This is a genomic window from Mucilaginibacter frigoritolerans, assembly GCF_007830615.1.
GTDB classification, from domain to species: domain Bacteria; phylum Bacteroidota; class Bacteroidia; order Sphingobacteriales; family Sphingobacteriaceae; genus Mucilaginibacter; species Mucilaginibacter frigoritolerans.
In genome coordinates this window covers 149,377-164,423 of the sequence record NZ_VLLI01000006.1, presented here as the reverse complement: position 1 = coordinate 164,423, position 15,047 = coordinate 149,377, and the positions used below count along the sequence as shown (strand labels likewise).

The window sequence follows — 15,047 nt, the reverse complement described above, 5'->3', positions numbered from 1 at the left end:
CAACATAAAAAACCTTCATGAAATACTTATTATTGTTCATCCCAGCGCTGTTCTTTTTACAGGCAAATGCGCAAACCATTATCAAACAGGATCAATCCATTAAACAAATGGTTGATGAGGTATCCTCGCAAAATATTGAGGCCAATATCAGGAAACTGGTAAGTTTTAAAACCCGGCATACCCTAAGTGATACCACCAGCAAAACCGAAGGTAGCGGCGCTGCACGTAATTGGATAAAAGCCGAAATGGAGAAATACGCTTCACAATCAGGCGGAAGGATGACAGTTCAGTTTGATACTTTTACTCAACCCAAAGGCGAGCGGATAGATAATCCGGTACACCTTAAAAATGTACTGGCTATATTAAAAGGCGCCGATCCGAATGATACCCGGGTGTATATTGTTTCGGGGCACTATGATTCAAGGGTAACCAATGTGATGAATGCTAACGCAGTTGAACCGGGTGCCAATGACGATGCCTCTGGAACAGCAGTATCTATGGAACTGGCTCGTGTTATGGCCAAACGCTCATTTCCTGCAACTATAATTTTTATGGAAGTGGTAGGCGAGGAGCAAGGTTTGTATGGCTCATCAAATGTGGCCAAAAGAGCTAAAGCCGAAAAATGGAATGTTGATGCCATGCTGAACAATGACATTGTAGGCAATACTCATGGCATGGAAACCGACTTAAAGGATAACCGAAGCGTCCGTGTATTTAGTGAAGGTATTCCTTCAACAGCAGCAGGCAATGAAAAACAGATAGCGAGCCTGATTGCCTTAGGTGGTGAAAATGACAGTCCATCGCGCCAGTTGGCACGCTATGTAAAGGAAACTGCTGAACGCTATGTAGATCAATTGGATGTAAAACTAATCTATCGTCGCGACCGTTACCTGCGCGGAGGCGATCACGTGCCTTTTTTGCAACAGGGATTCACCGCTGTACGGTTTACAGAGATGAACGAAGACTTTACCCGCCAGCATCAGGATATCCGTACCGAAAATGGCGTCAACTACGGCGACCTGCCCGATTTTGTTGACTTTAACTACGTGCAAAAAGTAGCCAGAATGAATCTTTCTGTATTGGCTAATCTGGCCCTCGCACCTGCCCAACCGCAAAATGTGGGCATAGTAACCAGCGGTTTAACCAACAAAACTATCCTGAAGTGGGATGCTCCCGCAACAGGTAAAAAGCCCGTTGGCTATTATGTACTGATGCGCGAAACCATAAGCCCATATTGGGAAAAGAAATTTTATGTTACAGATGTTACGGCAACGCTGGCTTATTCAAAAGACAATTACCTGTTCGCCGTACAATCGGTAGATGCTGATGGTCACGAAAGTTTGCCGGTTTTTCCGAAACCGGTGAGGTAAAAGAAGAGGCTGTCTCATAAGTAATTATGAGGCGGTTTTTTATTGAATATACTTTTGGGTTGGTTTATTATGGAACGAGGTCCTATTGTGCAGGTATCTCATTTTATTTGTGGTTTGGCGGTTTTTCAGGGTACAAGGAGCGAAAAGCCTTACGCTTTCCATTTTCTGAGGTTATGTGCGATGGATAATAAACCTATTTCAACCTCCGTTTTGGACATTCCTTTCAGCAGAAAGCGCCTGAAGCCATGGTTATGCTTCAGGTTTGCGAATACCGGTTCTACATCGGCCGGCCCTCGCTTCCGGTATTTGATGCCCTGTTCTGTATTCAACCTTTCTTTTGCTGCCTGCTTGTGTTTTCTCAGGGAATGGTTCACTTCAACGATCCGGTTGCCCGGGATTTGGTGGCACACGCCCCGCATCGGGCAGTTATTACAATTCTGCGCCTGGTAACGGCTGATCAACTGTACATAACCTGATGATGTTATTCTTTGCCCATCCCCCATGTGTGCCATGCGCTGCCCCATCGGGCAGACCAGGTAGTTTGCTGCTTCATTATAATGCAGGCTGTCATTGCTGAATGCTTTGACGCCTTCTTTTTGTTCTTTGTCGAACGTGTTGTATTTGATATAAGCTTCGATGCCTTTCCCGTGCAATATGCCGTAGTTCTCGTCCGATCCGTAACCGGCATCGGCTACAACTGCTTCAGGGAGTGTATCGTACAGCGTTTCGTATTGGTCAATGTGAGATGGCAGGGTTTGATAATCAGTAGAGGTTTGATGTAAGGTGTAGTTAAGAACGAACTGGTCCTGTGTGGATATTTGCAGATTATAAGCCGGTTTAAGTTGGCCGTTCAGCATGTGGTCTTCTTTCATCCGCATAAAGGTAGCATCGGGGTCAGTCTTTGAAAAGCTGTTACGGTTACCCAGCAGCTTTTCCTGTTCATCATATTTGCTGAGGTTCTCCGGCCAGTGTTTCCCGGCATATTTCAGCTTCTGCTTTACTTTTGCGCTTACTTCTTCTTTATCTTCCAGGGCCACGTTGATCTTGGAGATCGTTTCCTTTACCTTTTGCGGGTTGATCTGGCCATATTCCAGCGGAGCGGTGTCTTTCAGTTCTTCTTTAGCGATATCCTGTGCGTATTGCCAAAGTTCATCCAATTGCGTTTTGATCTTCTCTTTACTATTCTTAATGCTTTTGCCCCAAACAAAGGTGTATTTGTTGGCTACCGATTCGATCTTCGTCCCATCGGTAAACACGGCCTCTTTAAGTGAAACGATACCTTCGGCGGCAAGTAACTGCACGATCTGTGAGAAAATCTGTTTTAGCACACCCGAAAGCTTCTCGCTCCGGAAACGGTTGATGGTATTATGGTCGGGTTTTTTCATCCCTAAAAGCCACATGAAGTGTACATTCAGCTGTGCCTGTTCTTCCAGTTTCCGGCTCGAATAGGTATTGGTCAGGTAACCATATACCAACAGTTTCAGCATCAGCCGCGGGTGAAAGCTGGAGGCACCGCCGCCTTTATACTTCCGGTTGATGGGTTTTACGTCTACCTCATCAACTACTTGCTTAACGATACGTACCGGGTGACTTGCCGGTACCAACTCCTCCAGTTTATATGGTAAAAACGTTAACTGGTCAGGGTCATATGGCTTAAAAACTACTTTCGCTCCCATCCCTTTAAGTTACGAAAAGCGTCTTAAATAAAAAGGACTGCCCTTTTGAGACAGCCTCTTTATGTTTATTTTACACTCTTCTTCAAAACAATAAAGTATCCAATAATAAATACGGCTACGGCAACTGCTAAACTTACCCAGGTATCTTTGGTGAGCATATCGACAGTAATTGACGGCATACTGCCGGGATGTGCTTCTTTGCCCTGCTGCAATGCCTTAAGTGCCAGTAATGGATGCGAGTAAGGGAACAGGTAAGCATATGTCCAGCCATTGCCTGCTAATATTACGCCGGTTATGGTACATATAAAGCCAATCCCCATCGGCTTTAAGAAATCGCGGAATAATAAGCTTAACAAAAATTGTATCGATAATATGCCTAATGAAGAAAGGAATAGTTTAAAGTATAAATGTGATAAGGTGTTAGCTATATTGTATTCGTTAAACTTTAAACTTGGCTTTAGCACGCTTAATAAATTGCCAAAACCAAGCGTAAAAACTACAAACAGGGCCAGGCATAAAAGCACCAGAAAAAAGGCATAAAAATACTTGGCTGCATAAACCGAAAGTTTGGGTATAGGCAAGCTAAATAGTGTTTTCCAGGTATCAGCTTTATGTTCAATACTGTTTACTGAATAGGCTATGAAAATAATAAGCATAGGAAGCAATAATGATCCCATTACACCTAAAATGGCGCCTGCAAAACGCAGCCAGAGCATAAAACCAGGTAATTGAGCCAATTGGTCACTTTTATTAAAAAAGCCTATAAATAGCAACAGACATAGCAGCAGCGGTAATAATACCGCACTCCAAAAGCCCATGGTTTTGCGTGTTTTATAAAATTCGGACCGGAATGATAGTATAAATCCTTTCATGGTTTAGGCAGGTTGGGTAATGTCCAGGAATAGCTTTTCCAGATCTTTTTGTTGTTTGTTAATGCTGTAAACAGTGTAGCCATTTTTATTTAGCAAACTGTTAATTTCGCCCATTTGCTGTTTGGAAGTGTAAGTAGCAAACAAATGATGATCGTTTACTTCTGTAACGTTGAAATTATTGCGGGTTAATAAATTAGCCGCATCAACAGTATTATTGGCCTCTATTTGTACAAGGGGCTGGCTTAGCGATGCCAAATCATTAATACTTCCCTGAAAAAGTAGTTCACCATAATTAATAATGCCTACGTGGGTAGCCATTTTTTCTATTTCGGCAAGTAGGTGGCTTGATATAAAAACAGTTTTTTGGTGTTGGGTTACCAGCCTGATTAATAATTCACGGATCTCTATAATTCCATTGGGATCAAGTCCGTTGGTGGGCTCATCCAAAATGAGAAGCTTAGGGTCTGATAACAAGGCGAGGGCAATACCCAATCTTTGTTTCATTCCCAGTGAATATTGGCCTGCTTTTTTGTGAGCTGCATCCGTTAAATGCACCAGCTTAAGCATATCATCAACCCGTTGGGTTGGCACTTCTAAAAGCAGGGCTCGGTTAAGCAGGTTTTCTTTTCCTGAAAGGTGCGCGTAAATGGCAGGCTGCTCAATCAATGAGCCAATTTGCGAAAGAATTTCTATGCGGTTACTTCGCAGATCTTTATCAAAAATTTTGATGTTGCCTTCCTGTGTTTGTAACAGGTTGAGGAGTAGTTTTATGGTGGTGGTTTTACCGGCACCGTTTGGGCCTAAAAAACCATAAATACTACCCTCGGGCACATTAAGCGATAGTGACTTTACTACCTTTTGCTGTCCAAAGGTAAAGGTTAGGCCTTCGGTACTAATTACCATACTTTTTCTTTGGCTACAGAGCACACAGTTTTTATCAATGTTACGCCTTTATAAAAAAGAGAGGTAGCATGTACGGTTGTTCCAACTATGGATTCTCTTTTTTGCTGAAACTGGTAACTTACACCCATTATCAGCGCAAATAACACCGGAACAAGTAACAGTATAAAAGGATTCGAGTTTGTGATCAACTTTTTCATTGTGATTTCTTTTGATGATACAAATGAATAGCTAATTTTTTAACTGCTAAAAAGATTTAGACCAACACACAGGATTTGTAGATGAACGGATGTTTACCCATATTCGCCCGTTCGTCGGAGTTTAATGCCTGTTCATCGGCAAAGCAACCGACTATATATAAATAATAACCATTTTGCTGCTTAAAATATTAATTTAGGAGAGATGAAAACATCGTGAGCCAGCACTCACAAACCGGAATGAACTTAGCGAAGCGCTTTCTTGAACGCTGCTGAAAAATAAAACCGGCTCATGATAGCTTCATTGCCTTAAAAGAACAATTTACTTTAATGAAAAAACGCTGGCAAATATTCTGGCACACAATTTTTTGGATAGTTCTGATAACGTTCTTTCTGGTTGTTGCCCGCAATAATGCAAAATTTACTACCGAAGATCTCCTGGTTATATTTTTATTATATCCTGTTATAAACATCAGTTTATTTTATCTCAACTATCTGCTTTTTATTCCCCTGTTTTTTGATAAAAAACGATATGGGTTTTATGCCATATCCGTAGTTATATCCATAATTATTTATGGTTTTGTTAAGTATGGTGTAGCACTCATCTTTAAAAGTATAGTGCTGATGCGGATGAAAGGTGAGGTGGTTAGCTTTGGCTCATATTTTTTAAGCTCCGTATTTACAAGCCTTATCTTTTTGTTTCTGAGTGCAGTACTGAAGTTTATGGTTGATTGGTTTTTGAATGAACGAATTCAGCGTGATCTGGAAAACCAGCGGCTTACTGCTGAACTGGCTTTTTTGAAGTCGCAAATTAACCCCCATTTTTTGTTTAACTCCCTTAACAGTATTTATTCTCTGGCTTATCAGCGGTCAGAAACAACGCCCGAGGCCATATTAAAACTATCGGAAATTATGCGTTACATGCTGTATGAATGTAACGATAACAAAGTTGACTTAGGTAAAGAATTACAATATTTGCAGAATTATATCGACCTTCAAAAAATAAGATTTGGTAATAAAGCTTTTATTGATTTTAAGGTTGAGGGTAAGGTTGAATGCCAGCAGATTGTGCCATTATTGCTCATCGCTTTTATTGAAAACGCTTTTAAGCATGGTGTAGCAAATAATGCTTTAACACCCATCCGGTTGTTAATTGATGTAGAAGACGCACACCTTCACTTTTATATACAAAACAGGAAACATAGAAATAACCGGGATGAAGTAGGCGGTATAGGGCTAAATAACGTAAAGAGAAGATTGGATTTGCTTTACCCCGGAAAATATAATTTAGATATACGTGATGAAGCGGATACTTACACCGTTGAATTATCATTAGTTTTATAAAAATGATCAGATGTATTATTGTTGATGATGAGCCTTTGGCACTCCATGTTCTGGAAGATTATATGTCAAAGATCCCATTTTTGCAAATGGTAAAGGCTACAACTAATCCCATTGAAGCACTGACTTTGGTACAAGAAGGCAATGTGGATTTGGTTTTTCTGGATGTTCAAATGCCCGAGCTTACAGGTATACAGTTTCTGCGTATAGCTAACGGTAAGGCAAAGGTGATTTTAACAACGGCCTACCCCCAATATGCACTGGAAGGCTATGAGTTGGATGTAATTGACTATTTGCTGAAACCTATTGCTTTTGATCGTTTTTTTAAAGCGGTGCAAAAGGCACAGGGGATTTTACAGCCCGCAGCCAAACCTTTACAGCCAGAACCTGCCCAAAAGCCGCAACAGGATTTTTTAAGCGATTTTATTTTTGTTAAAACCGAGCATAAAATTCAGAAAGTATATTTGAACGATATCCTTTTTATTGAAGGGTTAAAGGATTATATCTCCATTTTTACTACTACAGAGCGTATTATCACGCTTCAAAACATGAAAAAGATGGAAGATGCCTTGCCTGCGAAAAATTTTATGCGGGTCCACAAATCCTACATCGTATCCATTAATAAGATTGATAGTATTGAGCGCAGTCGCATTTTTATGGGCGATAAAATTATTCCGGTGGGGGATACCTATCGGGATGAATTCTTCAAGATTATTGACGGGAAGAATATTTAACCCCCAGCCCCCTGAAGGGGGTGTTAAGAATATACTGGCAGCAGTGCAAAAATTCCCCCCTTCAGGGGCTAGGGGGTTTGTCCTAGAGATTCTTTAATTCTGTTTTCTGCTTCTAAAACTAACTCTTCCATTGGCCTGCCATTAGGCTCTATGGGTTCAAGTACGGTCCAGGTCATTTTTTCAAAAGTACTAAGGGGATAATAGCCATATTGAACCATTTTCCATGCGTTATTAATGGCAATTGGAACCAATAAGGCATCAGGACATTTTTTCAATATGGTGGCAATTCCTCCAACTTGAAAGGTTTTTACCTGCCCGTTTTTTGAACGTGTCCCTTCCGGAAATATCACTGCCGACCATTTGTTCTCTTTCATCCGTGTGGCCAGTTTAATAATTTCACCTATTGATTGCCTGGAATCGTTACGGTCAATATTGGCCCCACCACCATATTTCAGGTTGTATGAAATAGAAGGAATACCGCGTGTTAACTCAATTTTTGATATAAACTTAGCATGATATTTACGCAGATAATAAATAAGAGGTGGTATATCGCCCAGGCTTTGGTGATTAGCCAAAAATATCATTGGTCGTCCAATTGGCAAATTTTGTTTGTTGATAAAAATAACCCTGTTAAATAAAATATTAAAGGTTCTTAACAGGCACAGGTTTAACAGATCAACCGAACGTTTATGGGCCGAATACCCGAAAAAACGGTAACAGATCCACTGTATGGGCTGGAAAATTAACAGCACTAAAAAAAATGCAAGAATAGAAAATGGCGATAAAATATAACCTAAGAGTTTTTTCATAAAAGCCTCAAATTTAGATTTTTTTCGGAAATAGGATAAAATTATAACTGGTTTTCAATAATAAGCAAACGTACCTTTAAAACAGCTGCTACGGTCATTGCATCAGTAATTTCGCCACGACATACCATTTGGTAAACTTCTTCAAATGGTAATTTGTTAACCATTAACTGCTCGGTTTCTTCAGGTTCGGCCTCAAATTGCTTTAATCCACGGGCAAGGTAAAGTATGCTTAACTCATCACTTACCGAATTGGAAAGGTGGATCCGCAATATTTCGGTCCACTTATCAGCTTTCAGGCCAGTTTCTTCTAATAATTCACGTTTGGCTGATGCTATAGGGTCAATTCCTATTGGTCCGCCGCCTTCCGGCATTTCCCAGCTGTATTGTTCCAATGGAAAACGGTATTGCCCAACCAAATAAGTGTTCAGTTCATTATCCAAAGGTAAAACGCCAATGGCAATATTTTTAAAATGGACCTTACCATAAATCCCCGGGTTTCCTGAAGGATTTAGTACGTCGAATTCGGTTACATTAATCCATGGATTATCATAAACATCCTTTTGGGCAATAATTTTCCATGGGTTTTCTTCAGGGTGATGCATGCGGTAAAATTGTTAAAAATATCCCAAAAAGTGCCTCTCAATAAAAAACTTATCCTGATGTATTTTCTGGTAGTAATGATGTTTATCAGCAAAATTTTAATTTTATCGATGTTGTTGATTATCTTACATCGCAAACGTTGAAACGAATTGATTAACTAATGACACAAACTCCAAAGCTACCAGTAAAAGTAGCCATTCTTGATCTTTATAACGGTATTGAAAATGGAGCCATAAACAGCTTTATGCATATATTGGATCATTATAAAACCAAGCATGGTTTAAATTTAAGTTACGAGGTTTTTGATGTACGGAAAAAGGTTGAAGTACCAGATACTAACTTTGATATTTATATTTCGAGCGGCGGTCCCGGCGACCCGATAGAAAGTGAGGGTTCAGAATGGGAAAAGAAATATTTCGGGTTGATTGATAAGCTGGAAGATCATAATCTTTCCAATACAGCTCAAAAAAAACATGGTCTTTTTGTTTGCCATTCCTTCCAGTTAATGTGTCGGAAGTACCAGTTGGGCGATATAAATATGCGCAACTCCGCTTCTTTCGGGGTTTTGCCTGTTCACCAAACGCATGCAGCTGTAAATGAGCCTGTATTTGAACATATGGACGATCCTTTTTACGCCCTTGATTCGCGTTTGTGGCAGGTTATCAACCCAAATGAAAAAAAGTTTACTGATTTGGGTATGCAATTATTGGCCATTGAAAAAGAAAGACCGCATGTTGATTTCCCACGCGCAATGATGGCTATCCGTTTTAGTGATTACTTTTTTTCAACCCAGTTTCACCCGGAAGCCAACGTAACCAATATTAGAACAACATTATTGAAAGAAGAAAAAAAGCAGGAAGTGGTTCGAGAGCATGGCCTTGATAAATACAATGAAATGCTGGAATGCCTTGATGATCCTGATAAAATAACACATACCAATAAAACCATGATACCTAATTTCCTTAACCAGGCAGTTTTAAGTTTGGAGGAGATATAGAATATGATATTTGGCTGTTGAATCATGGGTGCACATCCTCTAAACCAAATACTATTTTAATTGTCTATACTTATATATGTAAATTGTAGTAAATTTGTGACGTGAATATTCAATTAATTATAATAGCCATACTTTTTGCAGCCGCCGTGTTTTATGTAGGCCGGATGGTGTATAAAAGCTTATTTGCAAAGAAAAGCTGCGGCAGTAATTGCAAATGCGGTGTTGATTTTTCGGCAATAGAACAAATCAAAACACAAAAATAATAGCAAACCCTTTTTTGTAACCTTTATACCTGAACAAGACTTTATTTAAAAGAATTTAATGGCTGATAAACAGGTTTTTCAAACTGATACTCCAGGTAGATGGATCCGCTTCAAATGGCTTAGCCGAGTTATTATTATAGTGCTGGCATGCAGTGTATTGGCTGCTGTTATAACTGTAACATCAAAGCAGTATCCAAATCTGCCGAATTTAAATCCGGTTCCTAAAAAATTAACCAAAGAAGAGCTCGAAAATTTAAAGAAATCTAAAAAATATAAAGATTTTAAAATTGACAAGGCCGAAATTCAAAAATTAGCCCATACCAGGCACTTGCATCAGTTAAAGCGACCTAATAATAAAGATCGAATAAATGCTGCATTTTACAGGGCCTGGGAGCCTCAGGCTTATAACTCTCTGGTGCAGTATATATCAAAGCTGGACATGGTAGTAAGCGAAGGCTTTTTTATATCACCTGGCCGCGATACCATGGTTGCCAATATTGATACCGGCTTAATAAATCTGAATAAAAAATATCATAAGCCGGTACTGATCACCCTTTCAAATTATGTTAATTATAACAATCAAAAGGGTGGTTATGACAGTAAGGATGTTGAGCGCATTATAAAAAGTAAAAAACTTCGTACGCAATTCATCAATAATATAGCACAGCAGTTAACACGACATAAATTCAACGGCATAAACCTTGATTTTGATGAAATAAAGGACATCAACAGCAAGAATTATATCGCTTTTGAAAATGACCTTTATAAAATACTGCATCCCAAAGGATTTTTAGTAACCCAGAATGTTATACCTGATGATGATGCTTTTAATCTGGAACGTCTTCAGCACGTGAACGATTTTCTGTTTGTTATGGCTATTGATCAGCATAACGAAGGAAGTAATGCCGGCGATCTTTCAAACCAGCGATGGGTTGAAGAAATTTTAGATAGGATTTGTACCCGCATCCCGAGCGAGAAGGTTATTTTAACGATTGCGGGTGGGGCTTATGATTGGCCGGAAAGTAGTGTGGGCAAGCCTATGGGTTACGCACAGGCAATAAGTATAGCTCAGCAAAATAAAAGTAAAATAACTTTTGATCCTACCTCTGCAAACTTGCACTATACTTATTTCGATTTGGATAGTTTGGAGCATACGGTTTATTTTACCGATGCCGCAACCAATTTTAATGTTATCCGGATGGCGGATGATTGGGCAACTGGCGGCGTTGCGCTATGGCGCCTTGGAGCAGAAGATCCGCGATTGTGGACATTCTTCCAGAAGAATTTAGCAATTGATTCATTAAGAAAAACAGGTATCGACATAAAAAAACTAACGTCAGTAGGGTTAAATAACAAGATCTTTTATGACGGTGATGGTGAGGTACTTGATCTGGTAACTACCCCAACTACAGGGCAGATTAATGTGCAGATGGATACAACAAATTTTGTTATAACCAATCAGCATTATATTAAGCTTCCAACCAGATATGTAATAAGAAAATACGGCTATGCGCCGGGTAAAATAGTTTTAACTTTTGATGATGGCCCGGACCCTGATTATACACCAAGAATACTTGATATATTAAAGCGCGAACATGTTCCGGCTGCATTTTTTGTGGTAGGATCAATGGCTGAAAAGAATATTCAGATTCTTCGCCGGGAGTATGATGAGGGTTATGAAATCGGTAACCATACCTTTTTTCACCCTGATATTTCAACCATTAGCGTTGATAGGGTAAAGCTTGAATTGAATGCTACCCGGAAACTGATAGAATCTGTAACAGGCAGAAGTACTATATTATTCAGACCGCCATTTAACGCGGATGCTGAACCCCAAACTCTTGCAGAGGTTATACCAGTGGCAGAAAGCCGTAAGCAAAGCTACATTAACATTGGTGAATCTATTGATCCATGGGATTGGCAGCCTGGCGTTACCGCTGATAGCATTATTGCCCGTGTTATAAAGCAAAAAGATGCTGGCTCCATGTTATTGCTACATGATGCCGGTGGCGATACCCGCGAAGAAACGGTAAAGGCGTTACCCGAAATTATACATTTCTTTAAAAGCCATGGTTATAAGTTTACCACCATTGCTGATGTTTTAGGAAAAACCAAGGCCGACCTGATGCCACCTATAAAGGACGATGCCAACTCAGGGGTATTAGGCTCTCTGTACAATTTGCTTATCCAGTTTTACTTTTATGGCAATTGGTTTTTATTATATCTGTTTCTATCGGCTATATTTTTAGCAATTGGCAGGGTAATTTTGATAGCCATATTAGCATTAAGGCAATATGCAGAAAATAAAAAGATTGACAGGGTTATAGTTGATAAAAGCAAACTTCCTGCGGTAAGCATCATTGTCCCTGGTTATAATGAAGAGATTACAGCTTTAAAAACTATTGAAAGTTTACTCAAAACTGATTACACTGATTTCGAGATAATTTTTGTTGATGACGGATCAAAGGACAAAACCTTCGATCTGGTAAATAATGCATATGGTAATCATCCCTTGGTGCAAGTACTGACGAAACCTAATGGAGGTAAGGCATCAGCACTTAACTTTGGAATAAGCCATGCCAAAAATGAGTTTGTAGTATGTATTGATGCTGATACCCAGTTAAAAGACGATGCGATTTATCATCTGATGACCTATTTTACCGATGATGAAATAGGTGCAGTAGCCGGCACAGTTAAAGTAGGTAATGAAAATAACTTTATTACGCTTTGGCAATCTATCGAATACATTACCGCCCAGAATATGGACAGGCGTGCCTTTGATTTGATAAACAGTATTACAGTGGTGCCTGGGGCTATTGGTGCTTTCCGTAAATCGGCTATTTATAAGGCTGGCGGCTTTACCTACGATACGCTTGCTGAAGATTGTGACCTTACCATGCGCATTTTGAAACAAGGTTTTATTGTTAAAAATTGCGCAGAAGCAATAGCTTATACAGAAGCCCCTGAAACACTTAACGGCTTGCTGAAACAACGTTTCCGCTGGAGCTTTGGGGTAATGCAAAGCTTTTGGAAAAATAAGGATGCGCTGTTTAATAAAAAGTATAAGTTTTTCGGAATGCTTGGTATGCCTAATATCCTAATATTCCAGATCATTCTGCCACTGTTTTCGCCATTGGCAGATTTAATTATGATCATCGGTTTATTTGGCGATAAGCCCGGTAAAATATTAATTTACTATGTTGCTTTTGTATTGATTGACTTTTTGGTAGCCATCATTGCTTTCTGGATGCAGAAAGAGGACTATAAGAAACTGGTTTATATCATTCCACAGCGTTTTATATGGAGGCAGTTAATGTATTACGTTCTGTTTAAATCAGTCCGCAAAGCCTTGAAAGGTGAGTTAAGTGGCTGGGGTGCATTAAAACGCACCGGTAACGTAGTGATCAAAAAAGATGTTACTATAGAACAGCAATAAGATACTTGAAGTTTGAAAGGTATTATCAGAAACTAATGCCTTTCAAACTTTTATATTTTTCTCCTCTTTCAGAAGTATTATTAAACTTTCTCAATCAAACAAACGGCGTAGGCTACAACACCTTCCTGGCGGCCTATAAAGCCCAATTGTTCATTAGTAGTAGCTTTAATGGAGATGTCTTCGGCGCTTATACCTGCTGCCCTTGCAATGTTGATTTGCATGGCGGGGATATGCGGATTTATCTTAGGTGCTTCCAGGCATACCATAGCATCAATATTATTTATTTCCCAGCCTTTTTCTCTTAGCAACACCATTACGTGCTGCAATAAAATAAGGCTGCTTATGCCTTTCCAGCGGTCATCCTTATTAGAAAAGTGAAAGCCAATATCACGTAAATTGGCTGCACCTAAAAGAGCGTCGCAAATAGCGTGTAACAAAACATCAGCATCCGAATGGCCATAAGCGCCAGCATGGTGTTCTAAGTTAACTCCACCTAAAACAAAAGGATGCTGTTCTTTTAACTGATGAACATCAAATCCAAACCCAACCTTAATTTTAGCCATTATTTTTTATGCTGATTGCTTTCGCCTCCAAAGTTAGCAATAAGTGTAAAACGTATAGTATTGGCCAAAGGACTGCTTTGCTGACTGGCTGCTATGTAAGAAAAGTCAAAATTATAATCGTTGTATTTAAAGCCCGCTCCCAATGTTAAATAATGTGAACCTCCTTTGTAAGGATTGTCGGGATTGTTTGCATTTTCATAAAAATATCCAGCACGTATAGCAAAAAGCTGGTTATACCAATATTCAAATCCAGGTGAAATGGTTATTTCATGCAACTCAGAGCTAAAGCCGCCTGGTGCATCAGAAAAAGATGAGAATATACCGGAAGGCACAGATATGTTATCATCCTTGCCCGAAATAATGTTCCCGCTGCCATCTCTAACAGGAGGTGTAGGGGTTAATAGTTTGTTAAAGTCAACAGTTAAAGTTACCTGGTTATAATCATCCAGGTTCCAGGTATTGGCAACACCTATTTTTAAGTTGGTAGGTAAAAAATATTTAGTTCCATCAGCGCTATAACTAATTTTTGAGCCGATATTGGAAATGTTGGTACCAAAAGAGAAAATAGCATCATCGCCAAATTCTTGCGTTTGTTTCGTGTAAAATAAAGAAACACCTGCAGATACCGCATTACCGGGACTGCCAGTCTGTCCTGTAGAGCCTGCACTACTTGTAAAACTTGAATGAATAAAGCCTGCTGTTAATCCTAATGATAATTCATCTCCAAATTTACGTGCAAAAGAGCCATTTATCTGAAACTCACTTGGTGTGTAGGTACCCAAGCTGTTCGCCGATGCATCTGTTAATGCAACAGAGCCATAATTAAAATACCTTAATGATGCACCAATGGAGTTACGATCGTCTATTTTATGTGCATAGCTTAAATAGGAAAGGCTTATATCTGGTACCAGTGACCTTAACCAGGGACTATAAGATAAAGATACATCATTATCATTAGTAAGGAATGCTAGTTTTGATGGGTTCCAGTAATTGGCATTTACATCAGGTGAAATGGCCACACCGGCTTCTCCCATAGCACCTGAACGTGAATCAGGTGTAAGATTTAGAAAAGGGACTTCGGTATTGGGAATTACAACTGTTGTTTGCGACATCACTAACATCGGCAGTAAGATACATGCCAATAGAATAGGGATTTGGAAAGAAAAAAATTTCATTGTGCCAAATTACTTTTATTATTTTAAATAATAAACTTTAAGCTTATTTGAAGGCTAATACGTAGTAGGATATAAATAAGTTTTCAAGCAAAAAAAAATAAGAATAATGAAACT

Annotated in this window: 14 protein-coding genes; 6 read left to right on the top strand and 8 right to left on the bottom strand. The window is 39.4% G+C overall.

Annotated elements, in window-relative coordinates:
* Positions 1 to 17: 17 nt before the first annotated feature.
* Complete coding sequence (locus JN11_RS11570; protein ID WP_211360734.1) at positions 18 to 1,370, top strand: M28 family peptidase; 1,353 nt, start codon at positions 18 to 20, stop codon at positions 1,368 to 1,370.
* 149 nt (positions 1,371 to 1,519) lie between these two features.
* Here JN11_RS11570 and JN11_RS11565 read toward each other — a convergent pair whose 3' ends face one another.
* From JN11_RS11565 to JN11_RS11550, 4 genes are all read right to left on the bottom strand, one after another.
* Positions 1,520 to 3,046 carry an IS1182 family transposase gene (locus JN11_RS11565; RefSeq protein ID WP_144912712.1) on the bottom strand — a complete coding sequence of 509 codons (1,527 nt, stop codon included), beginning with the start codon at positions 3,044 to 3,046 and terminating at the stop codon, positions 1,520 to 1,522.
* Positions 3,047 to 3,111: 65 nt separating this feature from the next.
* Entirely contained in the window at positions 3,112 to 3,918 is an 807-nt protein-coding gene (locus JN11_RS11560; RefSeq protein WP_144912711.1) for an ABC transporter permease, read from the bottom strand.
* Positions 3,919 to 3,921: 3 nt separating this feature from the next.
* Positions 3,922 to 4,821 (bottom strand): ABC transporter ATP-binding protein, encoded by a 900-nt coding sequence (locus tag JN11_RS11555; protein ID WP_144912709.1) that lies wholly within the window; start codon positions 4,819 to 4,821, stop codon positions 3,922 to 3,924.
* Positions 4,815 to 5,018, bottom strand: a complete 204-nt coding sequence (locus tag JN11_RS11550) for a hypothetical protein (RefSeq protein WP_144912707.1) — start codon at positions 5,016 to 5,018, stop codon at positions 4,815 to 4,817. Before JN11_RS11550 ends, JN11_RS11555 begins: the two co-directional genes overlap by 7 nt.
* A 327-nt stretch (positions 5,019 to 5,345) precedes the next feature.
* On the opposite strand from JN11_RS11550, the gene JN11_RS11545 reads away from it, so the two are divergent.
* Positions 5,346 to 6,359, top strand: a complete 1,014-nt coding sequence (locus JN11_RS11545; protein WP_144912706.1) for a sensor histidine kinase — start codon at positions 5,346 to 5,348, stop codon at positions 6,357 to 6,359.
* Between the two features lie 2 nt (positions 6,360 to 6,361).
* On the top strand, positions 6,362 to 7,090 hold the full coding sequence (locus tag JN11_RS11540) for a LytR/AlgR family response regulator transcription factor (protein ID WP_144912704.1): 729 nt from the start codon (positions 6,362 to 6,364) through the stop codon (positions 7,088 to 7,090).
* Positions 7,091 to 7,158: 68 nt separating this feature from the next.
* Here JN11_RS11540 and JN11_RS11535 read toward each other — a convergent pair whose 3' ends face one another.
* On the bottom strand, positions 7,159 to 7,899 hold the full coding sequence (locus tag JN11_RS11535) for a lysophospholipid acyltransferase family protein (protein ID WP_144912702.1): 741 nt from the start codon (positions 7,897 to 7,899) through the stop codon (positions 7,159 to 7,161).
* Positions 7,900 to 7,940: 41 nt separating this feature from the next.
* Entirely contained in the window at positions 7,941 to 8,501 is a 561-nt protein-coding gene (locus JN11_RS11530; RefSeq protein ID WP_144912700.1) for an NUDIX domain-containing protein, read from the bottom strand.
* A 158-nt stretch (positions 8,502 to 8,659) separates the two neighbouring features.
* On the opposite strand from JN11_RS11530, the gene JN11_RS11525 reads away from it, so the two are divergent.
* From JN11_RS11525 to JN11_RS11515, 3 genes are all read left to right on the top strand, one after another.
* Entirely contained in the window at positions 8,660 to 9,496 is an 837-nt protein-coding gene (locus JN11_RS11525) for a glutamine amidotransferase-related protein (RefSeq protein WP_144912699.1), read from the top strand.
* 101 nt (positions 9,497 to 9,597) lie between these two features.
* Positions 9,598 to 9,759 carry a FeoB-associated Cys-rich membrane protein gene (locus JN11_RS11520; RefSeq protein WP_144912697.1) on the top strand — a complete coding sequence of 54 codons (162 nt, stop codon included), beginning with the start codon at positions 9,598 to 9,600 and terminating at the stop codon, positions 9,757 to 9,759.
* 58 nt (positions 9,760 to 9,817) lie between these two features.
* Positions 9,818 to 13,195, top strand: a complete 3,378-nt coding sequence (locus tag JN11_RS11515) for a glycosyltransferase (RefSeq protein WP_144912696.1) — start codon at positions 9,818 to 9,820, stop codon at positions 13,193 to 13,195.
* A gap of 80 nt (positions 13,196 to 13,275) precedes the next feature.
* Here the strand turns inward: JN11_RS11515 and ispF are convergent, their stop codons facing one another.
* Together ispF and porV are read right to left on the bottom strand one after the other, a co-directional pair.
* The gene (gene ispF / locus JN11_RS11510) at positions 13,276 to 13,758 is read right to left on the bottom strand and encodes a 2-C-methyl-D-erythritol 2,4-cyclodiphosphate synthase (RefSeq protein ID WP_144912694.1); all 483 of its coding nucleotides are present in this window, start codon (positions 13,756 to 13,758) and stop codon (positions 13,276 to 13,278) included.
* The gene (porV, locus tag JN11_RS11505; protein ID WP_144912693.1) at positions 13,758 to 14,933 is read right to left on the bottom strand and encodes a type IX secretion system outer membrane channel protein PorV; all 1,176 of its coding nucleotides are present in this window, start codon (positions 14,931 to 14,933) and stop codon (positions 13,758 to 13,760) included. The genes ispF and porV overlap by 1 nt, the downstream gene beginning before the upstream one ends.
* Positions 14,934 to 15,047: the final 114 nt, after the last annotated feature.

What these genes read in the sequence shown, in the direction of transcription:
- JN11_RS11570 (WP_211360734.1), top strand. Translation starts at nt 18, where the DNA reads ATGAAATACTTATTATTGTTCATCCCAGCGCTGTTCTTTTTACAGGCA.
- JN11_RS11565 (WP_144912712.1), bottom strand. Translation starts at nt 3,046, where the DNA reads ATGGGAGCGAAAGTAGTTTTTAAGCCATATGACCCTGACCAGTTAACG.
- JN11_RS11560 (WP_144912711.1), bottom strand. Translation starts at nt 3,918, where the DNA reads ATGAAAGGATTTATACTATCATTCCGGTCCGAATTTTATAAAACACGC.
- JN11_RS11555 (WP_144912709.1), bottom strand. Translation starts at nt 4,821, where the DNA reads ATGGTAATTAGTACCGAAGGCCTAACCTTTACCTTTGGACAGCAAAAG.
- JN11_RS11550 (WP_144912707.1), bottom strand. Translation starts at nt 5,018, where the DNA reads ATGAAAAAGTTGATCACAAACTCGAATCCTTTTATACTGTTACTTGTT.
- JN11_RS11545 (WP_144912706.1), top strand. Translation starts at nt 5,346, where the DNA reads ATGAAAAAACGCTGGCAAATATTCTGGCACACAATTTTTTGGATAGTT.
- JN11_RS11540 (WP_144912704.1), top strand. Translation starts at nt 6,362, where the DNA reads ATGATCAGATGTATTATTGTTGATGATGAGCCTTTGGCACTCCATGTT.
- JN11_RS11535 (WP_144912702.1), bottom strand. Translation starts at nt 7,899, where the DNA reads ATGAAAAAACTCTTAGGTTATATTTTATCGCCATTTTCTATTCTTGCA.
- JN11_RS11530 (WP_144912700.1), bottom strand. Translation starts at nt 8,501, where the DNA reads ATGCATCACCCTGAAGAAAACCCATGGAAAATTATTGCCCAAAAGGAT.
- JN11_RS11525 (WP_144912699.1), top strand. Translation starts at nt 8,660, where the DNA reads ATGACACAAACTCCAAAGCTACCAGTAAAAGTAGCCATTCTTGATCTT.
- JN11_RS11515 (WP_144912696.1), top strand. Translation starts at nt 9,818, where the DNA reads ATGGCTGATAAACAGGTTTTTCAAACTGATACTCCAGGTAGATGGATC.
- ispF (WP_144912694.1), bottom strand. Translation starts at nt 13,758, where the DNA reads ATGGCTAAAATTAAGGTTGGGTTTGGATTTGATGTTCATCAGTTAAAA.
- porV (WP_144912693.1), bottom strand. Translation starts at nt 14,933, where the DNA reads ATGAAATTTTTTTCTTTCCAAATCCCTATTCTATTGGCATGTATCTTA.